This window comes from Dyadobacter alkalitolerans DSM 23607 (assembly GCF_000428845.1).
Classification (GTDB): domain Bacteria; phylum Bacteroidota; class Bacteroidia; order Cytophagales; family Spirosomataceae; genus Dyadobacter; species Dyadobacter alkalitolerans.
Window position 1 is genome coordinate 260,091 of record NZ_AUAS01000008.1, and the last position, 17,318, is coordinate 277,408.

14 protein-coding genes are annotated in these 17,318 nt (G+C 45.7%); 6 read left to right on the forward strand and 8 right to left on the reverse strand.

Features of this window, described 5'->3' with window-relative positions:
- Nucleotides 1-17: 17 nt before the first annotated feature.
- The 3 genes from G395_RS0117835 to G395_RS0117850 form a co-directional block, all read right to left on the reverse strand.
- Nucleotides 18-1,580, reverse strand: coding sequence for an Rne/Rng family ribonuclease (locus G395_RS0117835; protein ID WP_026631308.1), 1,563 nt, complete (start codon nt 1,578-1,580; stop codon nt 18-20).
- Nucleotides 1,581-1,838: 258 nt separating this feature from the next.
- On the reverse strand, nt 1,839-2,684 hold the full coding sequence (locus G395_RS0117845) for a tetratricopeptide repeat protein (RefSeq protein ID WP_026631309.1): 846 nt from the start codon (nt 2,682-2,684) through the stop codon (nt 1,839-1,841).
- Nucleotides 2,685-2,714: 30 nt separating this feature from the next.
- A complete protein-coding gene (locus tag G395_RS0117850; RefSeq protein ID WP_026631310.1) occupies nt 2,715-3,020 on the reverse strand; it encodes an HU family DNA-binding protein in 306 nt (101 codons plus the stop codon).
- Between the two features lie 159 nt (nt 3,021-3,179).
- Between G395_RS0117850 and mutY the strand changes: the two genes are divergently transcribed.
- The 5 genes from mutY (at nt 3,180) to G395_RS0117875 (ending at nt 8,495) form a co-directional block, all read left to right on the forward strand.
- The gene (gene mutY, locus G395_RS0117855; protein ID WP_035361646.1) at nt 3,180-4,259 is read left to right on the forward strand and encodes an A/G-specific adenine glycosylase; all 1,080 of its coding nucleotides are present in this window, start codon (nt 3,180-3,182) and stop codon (nt 4,257-4,259) included.
- A 105-nt stretch (nt 4,260-4,364) separates the two neighbouring features.
- Nucleotides 4,365-5,222, forward strand: a complete 858-nt coding sequence (locus G395_RS0117860; RefSeq protein ID WP_026631312.1) for a phytanoyl-CoA dioxygenase family protein — start codon at nt 4,365-4,367, stop codon at nt 5,220-5,222.
- A 76-nt stretch (nt 5,223-5,298) separates the two neighbouring features.
- Nucleotides 5,299-6,504: a Gfo/Idh/MocA family protein gene (locus G395_RS0117865; protein ID WP_026631313.1), complete on the forward strand. Its 1,206-nt coding sequence runs from the start codon at nt 5,299-5,301 to the stop codon at nt 6,502-6,504.
- Between the two features lie 61 nt (nt 6,505-6,565).
- A complete protein-coding gene (locus G395_RS0117870; RefSeq protein WP_026631314.1) occupies nt 6,566-7,045 on the forward strand; it encodes a single-stranded DNA-binding protein in 480 nt (159 codons plus the stop codon).
- Nucleotides 7,046-7,178: 133 nt separating this feature from the next.
- Complete coding sequence (locus G395_RS0117875) at nt 7,179-8,495, forward strand: transporter associated domain-containing protein (RefSeq protein WP_026631315.1); 1,317 nt, start codon at nt 7,179-7,181, stop codon at nt 8,493-8,495.
- Between the two features lies 1 nt (nt 8,496).
- Here G395_RS0117875 and G395_RS0117880 read toward each other — a convergent pair whose 3' ends face one another.
- The 5 genes from G395_RS0117880 to G395_RS0117900 form a co-directional block, all read right to left on the reverse strand.
- Nucleotides 8,497-8,913, reverse strand: a complete 417-nt coding sequence (locus tag G395_RS0117880; protein WP_026631316.1) for a hypothetical protein — start codon at nt 8,911-8,913, stop codon at nt 8,497-8,499.
- 3 nt (nt 8,914-8,916) lie between these two features.
- Nucleotides 8,917-10,356, reverse strand: coding sequence for a RagB/SusD family nutrient uptake outer membrane protein (locus tag G395_RS0117885; protein WP_026631317.1), 1,440 nt, complete (start codon nt 10,354-10,356; stop codon nt 8,917-8,919).
- A gap of 34 nt (nt 10,357-10,390) precedes the next feature.
- A complete protein-coding gene (locus G395_RS0117890) occupies nt 10,391-13,825 on the reverse strand; it encodes a TonB-dependent receptor (protein WP_026631318.1) in 3,435 nt (1,144 codons plus the stop codon).
- Between the two features lie 111 nt (nt 13,826-13,936).
- The gene (locus G395_RS29685; RefSeq protein WP_051350228.1) at nt 13,937-14,938 is read right to left on the reverse strand and encodes a FecR family protein; all 1,002 of its coding nucleotides are present in this window, start codon (nt 14,936-14,938) and stop codon (nt 13,937-13,939) included.
- Nucleotides 14,939-14,952: 14 nt separating this feature from the next.
- Nucleotides 14,953-15,543: an RNA polymerase sigma factor gene (locus G395_RS0117900; RefSeq protein WP_229204207.1), complete on the reverse strand. Its 591-nt coding sequence runs from the start codon at nt 15,541-15,543 to the stop codon at nt 14,953-14,955.
- Nucleotides 15,544-15,792: 249 nt separating this feature from the next.
- Here G395_RS0117900 and guaB point away from each other — a divergent pair, with 249 nt between their 5' ends.
- The gene (gene guaB, locus G395_RS0117910; protein WP_026631320.1) at nt 15,793-17,268 is read left to right on the forward strand and encodes an IMP dehydrogenase; all 1,476 of its coding nucleotides are present in this window, start codon (nt 15,793-15,795) and stop codon (nt 17,266-17,268) included.
- Nucleotides 17,269-17,318: the final 50 nt, after the last annotated feature.

Genomic DNA, 17,318 nt, shown 5'->3' on the forward strand with positions numbered 1-17,318 from the left:
TGTTTTAAATCAGGCTGTTAGTTACCCGGAACAATCTCGATTTCTTCTCCGTAACGGTTGTGGAATTTGAAATCCACCACACCCAGCGAAGTATCTTTGATCAGCTTCACCCACGTTTTGTAATGGAAAAGCCACTTTACCTGCTCCGAAATTAATCCCTTTGTGAAATAAGAATGCAGGAATGGATGAAGTGAAATGGTGATTCCACGCTCATTTTGCTTGGTCAGAATGTAATCCAGATTATTTGCTATCACATCCGAAACCAAAATACTCGCCTGAATCGTACCCGTTCCGCCGCAAGTAGGGCATGTTTCACGGGTTACAATGTTCATTTCAGGCCGTACACGCTGACGGGTAATTTGCAGCAGACCGAATTTCGAAAGCGGCAAGATCGTGTATTTGGATCGATCGCCCTTCATTTCGTCGCGCATTGTATCGAAAAGAACGCGTTTGTTTTCCGCTTTCTTCATATCGATAAAATCGACGACAATAATCCCGCCCATATCGCGAAGCCGCAACTGACGGGCAATTTCTTTGGCTGCTTCGAGGTTAACGCTCAATGCAGTTGCTTCCTGATCTTCTTCTGAGTTAGACTTGTTACCGCTGTTTACGTCGATAACGTGCAGTGCCTCAGTATGTTCTATAATCAGGTAACCGCCATTCGGCAAGCTTACCGAACGTCCGAAAAGGGATTTGATCTGCTTTTCAAGACCAAATTGTTCAAAGATTTTATTCTTACCATTGTGCAGTTTCAGAATGTTCTCCTTGTCCGGCGCAATGTTGTGAATGTAAGCCTTAATGTCGTCGTAAACCTCTCTGGAATCAACCGTTATGCTGTCAAATGATTCATTCAGCATGTCGCGGATGATAGAAGAAGCACGGTTCATCTCGCCTATAACCCGGTCGCGCGGCTTGGCATCTTTTAATGCTTTGATCCCGTTTTCCCATTTGTCGAGGCAATCCTGCAAATCCTTATTCAGCTCATCCACATCCTTCCCAGTTGCAACGGTGCGGATAATAACACCGAAGTTGGCAGGCTTAATGGATGACATCAGACGCTGCAGGCGGTTCCGCTCAGCTTTGTCAGTAATCTTTTTGGAAAGGTTTACAGAATTCGAAAACGGCACCAGCACAATGTAGCGGCCAGCAATCGAAATGTCGCAGGAAAGTCTGGGGCCCTTTGTAGAAATTGGCTCCTTAACGATCTGAACAAGAATAGGTTGATTTTTGGAAAGTACCTTATCAATTTTACCAAGCTTTTCGATTTCGGGCTCCATCTTGAAGTTATTCAATTTGCCCGAAGTGTGACGCTTGGATATTACGTCCTTGGTCAGTTTGTTGAGAGAATTAATATTAGGCCCCAAATCAAGATAATGCAGAAACGCATCTTTTTCAAAACCGACATCAACAAACGCGGCATTAAGCCCCGCTACCAGCTTCCTGACCGTACCGAGGTAAATATCCCCCACGGTAAAGCTTTGATCCGGTGTTTCGACGTGATATTCTAAAAGACGTTTATCCTGCAAAAGGGCTATACGTTCTCCCTTTTGAGTAGAATTGATTAGTAATTCGTTACTCAATGTTCAACCAACTGAATGGCTATATAATGTTGATACTTAACCTCCTCTTTCAGAATGAAAGGGGCAATACATACGAGGGGAAGAAGGCATGACCGGACTTTTTTGAAAATCCGGTCATGATATATTATTTCTTCTTATGTCTGTTTTTTCTAAGTCTTTTCTTTCTCTTGTGAGTGGAAATCTTATGTCTCTTTCTCTTTTTTCCGCAAGGCATGTTTTATGTCGTTTAAAATAAAAATTGATTGTTTTTTCTGCTTATCAATTGTTCAGACGACCTTCCAATTCGCCAATCGCTTGCTGGATTACAGGATCTTTTTCCTCTTTTTTAACTTCGGACAGGACCTTGCGGGCCTCTTCCTTGTTTCCCAGTTCCACGAGCGTCAATCCTAAATAGAACTTCGCTTTTGTATTGGCCGGATTATTGGTCAAAATCTGTCTGAACCTGTCGGCAGCTTTTGAATATTGGTTAGATCTCATGGACAGGATCCCTAAATTGAACAATGCCAATTCGTTGGTAGGATCGGTGTCAATCACTTCGCGCAACATTAAAATTCCCTGCATCGGGTTTTCTGTGTTCACGTAAGTCATTGCCATGTTGGCTTTTGCAGCTAACAGGCCAGGATTCTGGTCAAGTGCTTTTTGGTAATATTCGCGGGTTTTTGTCCCAAGGTTTTTTGCTTTCTGATCATCAATGGCAAAACCATAAGCTTCGTAATAACGATCGCCGGTCCTGACAAGATTTTCAATGCTGGGAGACAAAAGTGCTGCTTTTTCAGCATAAAATGCTGCGCTGTCAAATTTTTGCAATTGAGCAAATTTGTCCGACAACTTCAAGCCCGCTGCAACCTTTTCCTTATCATTCGCATTTTCAAAGCCATTTCTGAGCTGATCGACGATTTTTTGCTGATCCGGCGCGATGGTGGCTTCATGTGATGGCGATTGAACGGAAGAGTCCGGAGCAGCCGCCGTAGCAGCTGCCTGAGACTGGTTTCTCTCGTTGCCTATTTCCTTGCCTTTGGTATTAACAACCACCTTGGGAAGGCTGAAAAGCGTTCCGACAAGAGCAACTGCAAGCACACAAGAAAGGAAAATAGACTTTTTCATACTGTTATAACCCAAACCTTTTCAGGTAAATTACTTTTCAGCGACAGCTTTCAATTTGTCACTTTCTTTTACCTGCTCTACAAATACTTTTGCAGGTTTGAAGCTCGGTACAAAGTGCTCGTCAATGATCATTGAAGTTCCCTTCGAAATATTACGGGCAACTTTACGCGCACGTTTTTTATTGATGAAACTACCAAAACCTCTTACATAAAGGTTCTCTCCCTCAGAAAGTGAGTCCTTTACCACGGTGAAGAACGATTCGAGCGTTTGCTGAACATCGCCCTTGTCTACACCTGTTTTCTCAGAAATCTGTGCGATTACGTCTGCCTTAGTCACTTTGATTGTTTACTTTAAGTGGATATTATTTCATTTATTTACTTACTCCTCTAAATTTTGGGAACACAAAGGTACGCTAATTTTACCAAGATTTAAAAGGAAGGCGTTTTCATTTTTTTTCTAATTGGTTAAATAACAGCGTACATAAGGACAAACATTATGATATCAGACCCTTCACAGGTAGATGATTTTAACAAAAAACTTAAATCCTGGTATCTCAAAAACCACCGCCCTTTGCTCTGGCGACAAACGACGGACCCCTATAAAATATGGTTATCAGAAATCATTCTCCAGCAAACCAGAGTCGCCCAGGGAACGCCTTATTATGAGAAGTTTCTGGAAAATTATCCCACCGTTTTCGACCTTGCGAATGCCGATGAACGCGATGTGCTGCGCCTCTGGCAGGGCTTAGGTTACTATTCCAGGGCGAGAAATATGCATTATACGGCGCGGCAGATCGTCAGTGAATTTGCAGGCAGATTTCCGGAAACGTCATTAACCCTCTCGAAACTAAAAGGTTTGGGGAATTACACAGCCGCAGCGATCGCATCTTTCGCTTTCGGCGAGGCAGTTGCGGCGATTGACGGGAATGTGTACCGGGTGATGTCGCGGATTTTCGGGATCAAAGCCGATATGCTTTCGAATGAAGGGAAAAAGGAGTTTGCCAAAGTCGCGAAAACGCTGATTTCGCACGAAGATCCGGCGACTTACAACCAGGCGATGATCGAGTTTGGCGCGCTGCAATGTGTGCCTGTTTCTCCCAATTGCAGCATTTGTCCGTTCAATGACATTTGCTATGCCTATGCATTCAATGTGCAGAATGAACTTCCGGTGAAGGCCAAAAAGCTGAAAGTGAAAAACCGTTTCCTGAATTATTTTATCATACAGCATGGCGAAAAGCTGGCCATGCAGGAGCGGAATACGAAGGACATCTGGAAAGGACTTTATGATTTTCTTTTAATCGAATCTGCTGCCCAGGTCGATTCGCCCGAAGAGCTGGCTGATAACCCAATGTTGCTGGCAATAATGGAAAAAGGGACTATCCGCCAGGTGCCAAAATTATACATTCACTTGCTGACCCATCAAAAGCTTCACGTGCAGTTCTGGTGGCTGACTATCCCCGAAAACGAGCCCGCCGACCTTCCCCCAAATATTTATTTTTTCACCAAAAACGAGGTTGAGACGCTCCCTAAGCCGATTTTGATCGATACAGTTTTAAAAGAAGAAAAATATTTGTGACCATTTCAAAACCTTCACGTCTAAATGGTTTTAATCTTCGTAATCTGCGAGGAATTGTATTTTAAGTAATATATTTTTGTACTAAACACGTAAAACGGATGATTTATGACAAGTTTTAGTTTAAATACAAGCCAGATTAAGACATTCCATGAAGACGGTTATGTGGTCGTGAAAGGACTGTTTTCGGAAGAAGAGACGAATAAACTATATCGGACGGCCGTTGAGAATTCGGTTATGCAGAAGAATGCAATGGACCTTAATGACCAATCGGGGAAGAAGACGAAGCTTTCGCTCTGGTTTACGCCGGGTGATGACGTTTTTGGTTATCTGATCCGCAGCGAACGCATGGTCAATTCGGTTTGGCAGTTGCTGGGGCAGGAAAGTCCGGTTTGTCACTTTCATACCAAGTTAATGCAGAAAGAACCGAAGGTGGGCGGCGCCTGGGAATGGCATCAGGATTATGGTTATTGGTATAAAAATCAATTTATATTCCCGGATCAGTTGATGAGCGTAATGATCGCTCTGACGCCTGCTAACAAGGAAAATGGCTGTTTGCAAGTCATTAAGGGCTCTCATAAAATGGGCCGTGTCAATCATGGTTTTGCGGGTGAGCAGGTGGGCGCGGATATGGAAATGGTGAACCATGCATTGAAAACGATGGAGCTCGTTTATTGCGAAATCGAGCCGGGCGACGCATTATTCTTTCATAGTAACCTCATGCACAGGTCGGAAGCTAATTTGTCGGATCATCCGCGGTGGTCACTGATTTCCTGTTATAATTCACAATCCAACATTGCCTACGCCGAAACTTCCACGTCATGGCGTGTTCCGGTGTCCATTGTTCCGGATCGGGCGCTTCTGGAATGGGACGCATCGTCCTTTGGCGATGCTGATTTTCTGAAAAAAGAAGATGATCCGGCACTGAAAACGACGGGCTGGGAGAGTGAAGTGAAGACAAACTAGCGGACGCTTTTAAATAAGGCCATTTTCACAGGTAAGGCCATTTGAATTTATTCCTAAACAACTTCAAAATAAGATTATGCAGAAAATTGCAATGTTAGGTTCCGGTTTTATCGGACGTTTTTACGCTGAATCCATTCACGGACAAAGGGGCCGGGATAGGGTGGTTGCCATTTACGCACGGCGTGATGAAAGTGCCCAAAAGTTCGCCAATGATTATGGCTGCGATTTCTGGTCGTCCAGTATGGAAGAAGTGATCGCGCACCCGGATGTGAATATGGTGTGCATTGCGTTGCCTAATAATGTTCATGAGGAGGCAGTTAAGCTTTGCGTGAAACATAAAAAGGCCGTTATTTCTACCAAACCACTCGGGCGTAATGCGGCGGAGGCGCTGAGGATGATGAGGGCGACAGAGGAAGCGGGAATTTTTGCAGGTTATCTGGAAGATCTTTGTTACACGCCAAAGTTTTTAAAATCGCTCGAAAGTGTCAAAAACGGCTCATTAGGAAGGATTATCTGGGCAAAATCGCGTGAAGCGCATCCTGGTCCGCATAGTGAATGGTTCTGGGACATTGAGCAGGCCGGCGGCGGCTGCATCCTGGATTTGGGCTGTCATTGCATTGAAATATCGCGCAATTTTATTGGTAAGGACATTAAGCCCGTTGAAGTCATGTGCTGGGCGGACACACAGGTGAAACCCATTGATGCTGAGGATCACGCGATTGCATTGGTAAAGTATGAAAACGGCGCTATCGGCCAGTTTGAAGTGAGCTGGACATTCCGCGGCGGTATGGACCTGCGCGACGAGGTCATGGGAACAGAAGGCACGATCTGGATCAACAATTTCCTGCGGACGGGTTTTGAAATGTTCACAACAGGGCAGAATGCAGATGGAAAGGGAGAGGATTACGTAGCTGAAAAGGCCGAAAGCAATACAGGCTGGCTGTTTCCGGTGGGGGACGAGGTGAATGATCTGGGCTACAACCATATGTTCACCGATATGTTCAATGCCGTGGAAAATGGCAGGGAAGCGGCGGAAACTTTTTATGATGGCTATGTTGTGAATGCAGTGATTGATGCAGCTTACAAATCCGCGAAAACCAAACTTTGGGAAAAAGTGGAACTGCCGGTCTGGCGCGGACAGGAAGGCGTGACCAAGCCTTCAAACTACACTTTCTATAACGACGAATATTATTTGATCAAGCAGGAAATGACGCATGACGGGCGGAATAAATTAATTTTGAAACATAAAATTACGGGCAAAATCAGCGAACAGGATATTTAAAAGTGCTTTTACATCCGTATCTTTAATATTAACTTAAACAAATCATCCACAATTAGAAATCATGGCAGGAAGCGTTAACAAGGTCATTTTGATAGGCAATCTGGGCAGCGATCCCGAAGTTAGATATCTGGAAAGCGGCTCGGCAGTGGCCAAATTCAACATTGCAACAACAGAATCGTATACCAACAAAAGCGGTGGGCGCGTCGATAATACGGAATGGCACCGCATTGAGCTTTGGGAAGGATTGGCCAAAGTGGCGGAAAAATATTTGAAAAAGGGAAACCAGGTTTACATCGAAGGCCGGATCAGAACCGACAGCTGGACCGATAAAGAAGGACAGCAAAGAACCGGCGTTACGATCCGCGCAAACAGCATGACATTGCTGGGCGGTCCGGGCGCACCTGGGTCTGGCGGCGGCGAAAGCAGCGGCGGTTATGCACAACAATCTTCACAACCCAGAGCACAGCAATCACCTAGATCATCCGACCCGATCCCGCCATCATTGGCAGCCGGGAATGATGATGACGATCTGCCGTTCTGATCAGCTACATTTGCCAGCTATTCTGTTCAAAAGTATTTATTTCGACATTTAGAGCACATTGGAATAATATTTTGAACAGAATTGCTACATTTATTTAAACGAAAGTTTATTGCAAACTTTTCCAAACCTATTCGTGAAAGAAACAGCAGACAGCGACGATCCCCTTGTCCGAACGCGTACGGGGATTTCCATCCCCCAAAGATGTACGCAAACCTTATTTGCAGGAGTCATTATACCCACTGATTTCCTTGCGCCTTACGACCTGATCCTGGTTATATTCCTCTTCCTGGTTTCCCTGTTTCTCTCCGGCGTCCGCGCCGCATATGCTGCCTCCGGTGCATTGGAAAATCCCTGGGAACGAAAAAGTGACACCGAAAGCACGCTTCCAAACCGCATTCAGCAGCTTGCACTTTCGCTGATTCAGCGCGGGATTACCATGTTAGCATTACTTCTGGCCGCCAGAATTGCCTGGATTCACATTCAAGATGATCCGAACAATGTTTACAAATGGATTTCCATTGGCTGTCTCGCGCTATGGATCTGGCTGGATGCGATGGTCCGTTACAATGCCGCGCGACGTGCATTGGAATTTATTCCGAAGATCTCGGGTGTTACCAATTTCCTGATCAAGATTTGTCAGCCACTTGCGCAGCCCATTATGAAGCTGGGCTATTCATTTGGCGTGCTTACGCCGGAAGGAGCCGAAATTACAACCGAGCGACTGGAAGCGAAAGCGGAAAGTGAAGAAGAAACCGACCTTTTACGGGGACTGGCCAATTTCCGTCAGACCAATTCAAAGAAGGCCATGCAGGCGCGTCTGCACATTACCGCGTTCGATATTGAGCTGGATTTCCATGAATTAATGGATAAAATCAATAAATCGGGTTACTCGCGGGTGCCGGTTTATCGGGATGACCTGGACCACATTGAAGGAATTCTGAATGTGAAGGACTTGTTGCCGCACATTCATTTGGACGAACATTTTAACTGGCAGAAATTGCTGCGCCCGGTTTATTTCATCCCGGAAAGCAAGCATTTGGATGATCTGATGAAGGAATTTCAGAATCGCCGTGTGCATATGGCCATTGTCGTGGACGAATATGGCGGGACGAGCGGGTTGATCACATTGGAAGACATCATTGAAGAAATTTTTGGTGATATCAATGATGAATATGACGAGGATGACGAAGTGAATTATACCCAGGTTGACGATAACACTTACGTTTTCGAAGGAAAAGTGTCCATCAGTGATCTTTGCCGGCTTCTAAACCTGGAAACGGATTATTTTGACGAAGTAAGGGGCAATAATGAGTCATTAGCAGGCCTGTTGCTGGAACTGTTTTCAAGATTGCCGCGGACAGGCGAAATGGCAACACACCGGGAAGTGACTTTTAAGGTACAATCAGCTGATAAAAAGCGTATTAAGAAGGTCAGGGTGCTCGTTGGATAGCTTATTTGCCTTTTGGAACTGCTTTTGAAAAATATCTTATTTCGTATAATTCCTGATTCTTCCCCGACAAATAAGGCTTTTGCGACATTTTCAAAACCAGAATCTTGTGGTTAAGATCGAGGATTTTATAGCCTGACAATATTTTGCCCGTCGAATCCGTGTAAAAGAGTGAGTCAGCGGAGGCTAACTGATAGCGCGATTTGCGGTATTCTCCTTTTCTTCTTTCGAACAATGTTCCATCGGCCCGATAGTCGAAATAGGACCAGTGTGCATCTTTTGTATTGTTGGTAAAACTGAAACCATTCACATAATTTGAAATGGAATCGGTTCGCCATAAACCTACAATGTCTTTTTCACGGGACGAGCATCCCGTAAAAAAGACAAGCAGGCAGATCAGTGAAATTTCTTTTTTGATCAAAACTTAATAATTGCTGTTCTGGATTAAGACGCCGTTACTCAAATCCACCTCACGCTGTGGCAACGGGAAATAGTAATGTTTTGGCTTAACGAAATTTCGGCTAGGCTTGTTGGGGCCGCGGTTGATCTTGTAATGTGCTACAATGTCGATCAATCCGGCTTTGTCCCAACGCATCAGATCCTGGTGTCTTTCATTCTCGCCAGCCAACTCTACGCGCCTTTCGTGCATGATGTTTTTCATGGTTGCACCGGTAATAGCAGCCAATCCTGCGCGTTTTCTCACGACATTCAATTCTGCGTCACCATTCGCACCTGAGCGAATTTTTGCCTCGGCAGCTAACAGATAAACATCGGCAGTTCTCAAAAACGGCGCATTCAAACTCTGGCTCATATCGCCGTTTTCAGCAAACTGCGTATATTTTTTGAATGCATAACCCGTCACACGCGTCATCTTAGCATCGAATGTTTCCACGCCAGCTTCATTGCGATCCACCTTATCACCCGGGCTGAAAATGGAAGACGCTTTGCGCGTGTCGCCTTTTTCATATTCCTGAACAAGATCCGCGATCGGCTCATGGAAGCCCCAGCCGCCGAATGCCTGCGGCGTATGGTAGAAAGTAGGGGAGTTGTCGGCCGTCCAGCCGGTTTCGTATTGCAGCGAAAATAAAATCTCAGGGTTGTTTTCTGTCGCCAGCTCAAAATTCTGGTTAAAACCAGTGGCCAGTTTGTAAGCAGCATTTGAAGTTACTTTCGTGCTCGCCTCAATCGCTTTTGCCCATTGTTCCTGATACACATATAATTTGGTCAAGAAACCATTCGCAGAACCCTGGGTAACGCGGCCTGCATCGCCATCTGCATGCGACACGGGCAGCAATGAAGCAGCTTTTATGAAGTCGGCCTCAGCCTGTGCACGCACTTCTGCCAATGTCGATTTTGGCTTATTAAAATTCAATGCTAATACGTCCTCTTCAAGTAAAATGGGCACTTCGCCGTAAATGAGGGACAGTCTCCAATAGATAAAACCTCTCAAAAAGTAGGCTTCACCCATGCTGCGGTTGCGCAATGTTTCGTCCATGTCAACTTTTGAGGCGTTAATCAGCACAGCATTTGCCCTGGAAATGACTTCGTATTTGGTTTTCCATGTAGCCAGAATGTGCGAGTTGGAAGCATCGAAAGTGAACATTTCCAAAGCCGTTTCATCCGAATGGTCGCCCGCGCGGTTCATGTCATCCGAGCAGTTATCGAATGTGTATTCTGTGTGTGCAAAACCGTCTTCTTCAAGCAATGGCGCGTAAACTGCATTCACTGCCGCCACCACATCATCGCCGCTTCGCCAGTATTGTTGCGAAGTCACCTGTCCGTAAGGCGTTGTTTCCAGCAAATCATCACAACCTGTGAGCATTGCCAGCATGATATAACCGGATAGTATTGTTATCTTTTTCATAAATAAATTCTTTCAGTTTTGGTCTGAGTGGGTTTTAGAAAGAAATGGTGGCGCCGATCGTCCACGTCCGGGCCAGAGGATATTGTGCATAATCCACGTTCAGCTGATTGTAAGTGCCGCCGCTTCCTACATATCCCAGCTCCGGATTCAGGCCGGAGTATTTCGTAAAGGTCAACAGATTTTGACCTGTCACATAAATCCTCGCCTGTGACATTTTTAGTTTGCTGATCGCATTCTTTGGAATAGCATATCCAAGGGTCATGTTTTTCAAGCGCAGATAATCCCCTTTTTCCACAAAGAGGTCGGAAGGTCTGAAATTCCGGTTCGTGTTGTTAATACTCATCCGCGGAATGGTGTTGCTCGATCCCTCGCCATTCCAGCTGTTCAAAGCATCGGCATAGAGGTTGAAAGGATAACTTGCGTCAAGCCCTTGCATGCGGTCAGCATTGTAAATCGAAACGCCGCCTACACCCACGAAAAACAATGTAAAGTCAAACCCTTTGTAATTGGCACCGGCTGAAAATCCGTAGTTGATCTTTGGCTGCGGGCTGCCGATGATCGTTCTGTCATCATCATCCACAATGCCGTCATTGTTCAAATCCAAGAAACGCACATCGCCCGGCACAATCTGTCCGTCTGCACGGCGCGGATCATTTGAAATGTTTGCATCGCCATCAATTTCATTGGTATTCTGGTAAATTCCATTCGTTTTATAGCCATAAAAAGTGCCATATGGCTGTCCTTCATACGTTCTTACGATCTCCTGCTGGCCCCTTCCGTAAAGTTGTGTTGCCAGGAAACCACCTGGCGTGGCCAGTTTGGTTATTCTGTTTTTAATAAAGGTAGCATTACCACTTACATTGAATATTACCGCACCAACTGTATGCTTATAGGAAGCTTCCAGCTCTAAGCCCTGGTTTCTGAGCTGTCCCACATTCTGGTCAGGAATAGTGGCGCTTCCGATTGTGCCAACGGACGGGGGCGCAAGCAGCATTTTCTTGGTATCCTTAATAAAATAGTTTGCAGACAGATAGAGGCTGTTTTTAAACAAACCTGCTTCCAGGCCGAAGTTGCTCATTTCCGCCGTTTCCCAGCCAATGTTCAAATTCGCCAGCCTGCTCTGAGCAGCGCCTGAAACCTGATTTTGCACACCGCCATTGCCGAATGCATAACGGAAAGTAGAATTAATCAAAGCCAGATATTGCAAGGAAGCCACATTCTGGTTACCCAGCTGTCCCCAGCCACCCGTTAGCTTGAAATTGCTGAAAACGGGCAATGCATTTTTGAAAAAATCTTCTTCTGAAAGTCTCCAGCCCAGCGAGAATGCCGGAAAAATGCCCCACTGATTTCCGGGAGCAAACTTGGAAGATCCGTCACTCCGCATGGTCGCTGTAAAGAGATAACGGTCATTAAATGAATAATTAACCCTTCCAAACCACGACCCAAGCGCGTCATAACTGCGGCCGCCGTTGCCGCCGTTCGCTAAGGGAACCGAAACGATGATCCCTGCATACTGCATGTAACGCAACGAAGGATCTTCACTGGCAAACTCACGTCCCCATTGATTAGCATAAATGCTTTTGAATGTCTGCGAAGTATAACCACCGACCACACTAAGCGAATTTTTGCCAAAAGCTTTATCGTAAGAAAGGAAATATTCCTGCAAGAAAGACCACGTTTTATCACGGCCCACGCTCAGCTGATTGTAAGAATTCTTGCGGAATTGGTCGTTAACCTTGATATCAAATGTCTGGCTGTCTGAAAACGTGCCGTCCATGGCCAGGTTTGCACGCAATTTCAATCCTTCTACAATTTCAAGTTCGCCGGTAAGGTTGCCAAGAAAGCGGTTTCGGATATTGTTTTTATCCTGTGTATCAACTGTAAAAATGGGGTTGTTCAAGTCTCCGAACGCACCCAATCCGTCGGTTGATCCATAGGAACCATTGGCATTGCGGACCGGCAAACCAGGATGGAAACGGATAGCGGTGAACAGCAGGCCAGTTTGTGAAGATTGCGTGTCCGGACCTGAATTGTGCGTGTTGGTATACTGGAAATTCTGGCCGATTTTTATCCGCGAACCCACCTTATGATCCGAATTGATCCGGAATGTATACCGCGTATAATTTGATTTCCCGATTATCCCGTCCTCATTGTAATAACCACCAGAAATTGCAAAAGTCGAATATTTACCGCCGCCACGCAGCGATGCGTCGTAATTGCGGGTAACGCCCTGCTTTAAAAGTTCGTCCTGCCAGTTGGTAAGCTGCGTCTGATATTGTTTGTCTTCCCAGATCGCCGGAATGTCCAGCTTGTCATTGGTGTATGCTTTTTGCTTCATTTCTGCTAACTGAGGCGCGGTAAGCACATCTAAGGATTTGATCCGGTTCGTAACGCCTACATAAGCATTCACGGTGACAGACAGTGGATTATCGAATTTCCCGCGTTTGGTCGTAATCAGGATAACGCCGTTCGCTGCTCTCGTTCCATAGATGGCAGAGGCAGAGGCATCTTTCAAAATCTCTATCGATTCAATGTCATTTGGGTTCACGTCATTCATTGTGCCCGCCGGAACGCCGTCGATGACCACCAATGGGGAAGAGTTGTTAACCGTTCCGAAACCGCGGATCTGAATAGAACCCGCATCGCCAGGAGCACCGCCGTTACGGACAATGTTCACACCCGCCGCACGGCCTTGTAATGCTTGTTGTGCGCCGCCGGAAGGCAGATTTTGAAAGTCAGCGCCTTTCACGGATGACACCGCGCCAGTCACATCTTTCTTTTCCTGCGTTCCATAACCCACCACAACCACTTCTTTTAATGCGCTCACGTCAGGAGCAAGTGTTACATTGATAATCTCCTTATCCACAGCCACTTCCTGGCTTACATAGCCGATGAAGGAGAATTTCAAAGTGGCATTTTGATCGGGCACGGCAATGCGGAAATCGCCGTTCTCATCCGTGGAAGTTCCCTGTTGGGTGCCTACGAGCAAGATGTTCACGCCCGGAAGACCGGCGCCTTTTTCGTCCAGCACTTTTCCTGTAATGTTACGCTCCGCTGTGATCCCCTGGTCTTGCAATGTTTGTGCGCTCCCGGTCGGAGCCTGGGGCTTTTTTCTGAGCAGGATCCGCGAGTTGCCAACCACTTCATAGGACACATTCAAAGGCGCCAGCAATTGATCCAAGACCTTGTTCAAGGTTCCCTTAACCTCTTTCAGACTTGTATTTTGCGAATTCTGAATGCTCGATGTGCTATATACGAACTTCACGTCCGCCTGCTTTTCGATCATTTGGAGCACCTTTTTCACTTCCAGCGATTCCACTTTCAGCGAAATCTCCTTATTCAGCAATTCCTGCCCGTGAAGTGTATGCGCGAACGACATGCCGCAGCATAATATGGCGATAATCAGTTGTTTAGCCGTAGTACTCATGACCTTGTAAACAACCCTTTTGAGGGGTATTTTTTTATGCATATTTTTAGAGGTTTTTGTGAACGCAAACGCAAAGACAATCAAATGAAACTGTTGGTAACAACAGCGTAATGGTGGCGGTGATGTTCGAGCATCATCGCCATTTTTTGCTTACTAACTGTCGCATCCCGCACCCTGCACAAACAGGGCCGTTCCGCGTCTTTCATAAGTAATGTTGGCCGACTGGCAAATCAAATCCAGCTGCTGGAACAGCGTTAACCCATTCAAATCGCCTGTAAAAAGGCAGGAATCGGTTGAATCGTTTTCGAGCACGATATCAATTCCGTAAGATTTTTCGAGGGCCGAGAATACATTTTTCACCGGAACTTCGGAGAACGTGAAGCCATGTTCGGTTTCGCTGACCGGAATGACCAGCATTGGATTTTCAATGATGGACAACTCTATTTTCTTCGATTTTTTATCAAAAACAATGCGCTGATTTGGCGTCAGGATCACGCCGTTGCGATTAACCACATTCTTCGCCATTCCTTCATAAACAGACACGCGGCCCGTCTTCACCTGCACTTCCACAGACGCAGATTCGTCATAGGATTTAACCGTAAAACTGGTTCCCAGCACTTTCGTAACCAATGTGCCCGTGGACACAATAAATGGCTTTGCCGGATTTCGCTTTATTTGAAAAAAAGCTTCGCCGTGTAAGTAAACAAGCCTGTTTTTCTGGCCGAAATGCTCGGGATAACTAATGCTGCTGTTCTTTTGCAAAATCACAATGCTGCCATCTTCCAACGGCACATTTTGGGATTTGCCTGATGTATTTTTAATTTCAATAACGCTGTCATCAGGTAAGAAATCCAGTGCAGCAGCAGTTTCAGGCGTGTTTTTATTTGCAAAAAAATACCAGAACCCGATCATGACCAGCACCGAAGCCGCCGCAGTCAGATAAGGCCTCAAACGGACAAAAATGGGCTCACCGATTGTGCTAGCAATCAGTTTTTTCTTGATTCGCTTCCCTATAACCGCCTTTTCGTCCTCAAAAACGGGCGTTTCGTTCAAGGGGTTATTTTTTAAATGTTCCAGAATGAAATCCTCTTCTTCCTGGGTTTGCTGCCCGGCAAGATATTTTTTCAGGGTTTTCTGGAAATCGTATTGATTCATGGCGTGGTAAGGTCTCAATTGTCTGTCTGATAAATCCAAAGATTGTCTTTCAGGACTTTCAGGGACTTGGTAATGTGATATTCCACAGCTTTTTCAGAAATGTGGAGTTCTTTGGCAATGTTCTTAACTGACTGATTTTCAAAGCGACTAAGCTGAAACACGCGGCTCGTTTTCTCCGGCAATTTTTTCATCGCCTTATCAATGGCTTCGGAAAGATCATTGAATTCAATGTTCTCCTCCGTCGTCGAAATCTCGTGCATCTTGTTCAAAAGCACATATTCCTGGTATTTCCGCCAGGTAATCTGCGATTTGATGTGATTGACGACCAAATATTTCAGTGCAATGACCAGATAGGAGCTCAGATGCGTGATTTTACTTTCCAATCTTCTCTTCCAAAGGCTTTCGAACAAGTCGTGCACCAGTTCTTCCGCTTCTTCTTTGGATCCGGTTTGGTGAAATGAAATGCAGTACAACTTATACCAATAACGGTCATAGATCTCCTCAAAAGCGCGTTTATTGCTTTCGGAAAGCTGAACGACCAGTTGTTCATCGGTAAAGGTTGGCTTCATCTGATCCCTTAATGTGGCCTGGATTTGTGGTTGCAAAGTTATAGTCAAGGAACCCGCAATTATCCCTAAACCATTTTATCATATTTTTAATAATTTTTAAAAATACGCATTTCGCAGATCGTTTTAGTCACATGGTAAGATTGGTGTTTCCGGGAATGGAAGGCGCCTGGGGCGATAGGGGATTTTGGATTCTTAAAAAATTAATATTTGGCATTTGACAAAATGTTTGCTCGGCATCAAACTTATTCTTAATTTTGCCCGGCAAATAACAATAGTTTATTTGCTATGAGCACAGACCCATCCAAAGTCCTCTTCGAGGCGCTAACGTACGACGACGTTCTTCTAATACCTGGTTATTCAGAAATTCTGCCTCGCAACACAACAACAAAAACCAAGCTAACCCGTAACATTGAGCTGAACATTCCGCTTGTTTCCGCTGCAATGGATACCGTTACCGAATTCGACCTGGCGATTGCTATGGCGCAAGAAGGAGGGATTGGGATTATTCACAAAAATATGTCTCTCGAAGCTCAGGCTGAGCAGGTTAGGAAAGTGAAGCGCTCCGAAAGCGGCATGATCCTCGATCCGATCACCCTTTCTGACACAGCGACATTAGGCGACGCGCACCAGATCATGCGCGAGTTCAAGATCGGCGGGATTCCCGTTATCGACAAAGACCATAAGCTTATCGGCATCCTGACAAACAGGGACTTGCGTTTCGAAAGAGAAATGAACAAGCCTGTGACGGACATTATGACCAAAGACAAGCTCATCACCGCTTCGGATGGCCTGTCACTGGACGACGCCGAAAAAATCCTTCAGGAATACAAAATTGAAAAACTTCCGATCGTAGATTCAGAATACAGACTGACGGGATTGATTACTTATAAGGATATCCTGAAACGTAAATCGCATCCGAATGCTTGTAAAGACGAATACGGCCGTTTGCGTGTTGGTGCTGCGGTTGGCGTAACGGCCGATTTGCTGAAACGCGTTGAGGCATTGGTTAAAGCCGGCGTGGACGTAATCAGTCTGGACACGGCTCATGGACATTCATTCGGTGTTATTGAAGCTTTGAAATCTGTAAAACAACACTTTCCTAAGCTTGACGTAATTGCGGGGAATGTGGCAACAGGCGAAGGAGCCAAAGCACTTGCAGATGCGGGTGCAGACGCGGTGAAAGTAGGCGTTGGACCTGGCAGTATTTGCACAACCCGGATCATTGCCGGAATCGGCGTTCCGCAGCTTACTGCCGTCATGTGGGCAGCTGAGGCTTTGAAAGACACAGACGTTCCGGTTATTGCAGATGGTGGAATTCGTTTCTCCGGTGATATGACGAAAGCATTGGCAGGCGGCGCAAGCACCATTATGATCGGTTCTATGCTTGCAGGAAGCGACGAAGCACCGGGTGAAATCGTGATTTACGAGGGACGGAAATTCAAAGCATATCGTGGAATGGGCTCAGTGGAAGCGATGGAAGATGGGTCGAAAGACCGTTATTTCCAGGATGCTGAGGATGATGTGAAAAAACTTGTTCCGGAAGGCATTGTAGGACGCGTTCCTTTCAAAGGCAAGGTTTCCGAGATTGTATATCAAATGGTTGGAGGCTTGAAAGCGGGAATGGGTTACTGCGGAGCGGGCGACATTGCTTCCTTGCAAAAAGCGCAATTCGTAAAAATTACATCAGCCGGCGTGAGAGAAAGCCATCCGCACGATGTGATGATCCAGAAAGAAGCTCCGAACTATTCTTCGAAATCGTAAGCGGTTAGTAGAATTGACATAACATAACAACGCCTCGTAACATTTTGTTA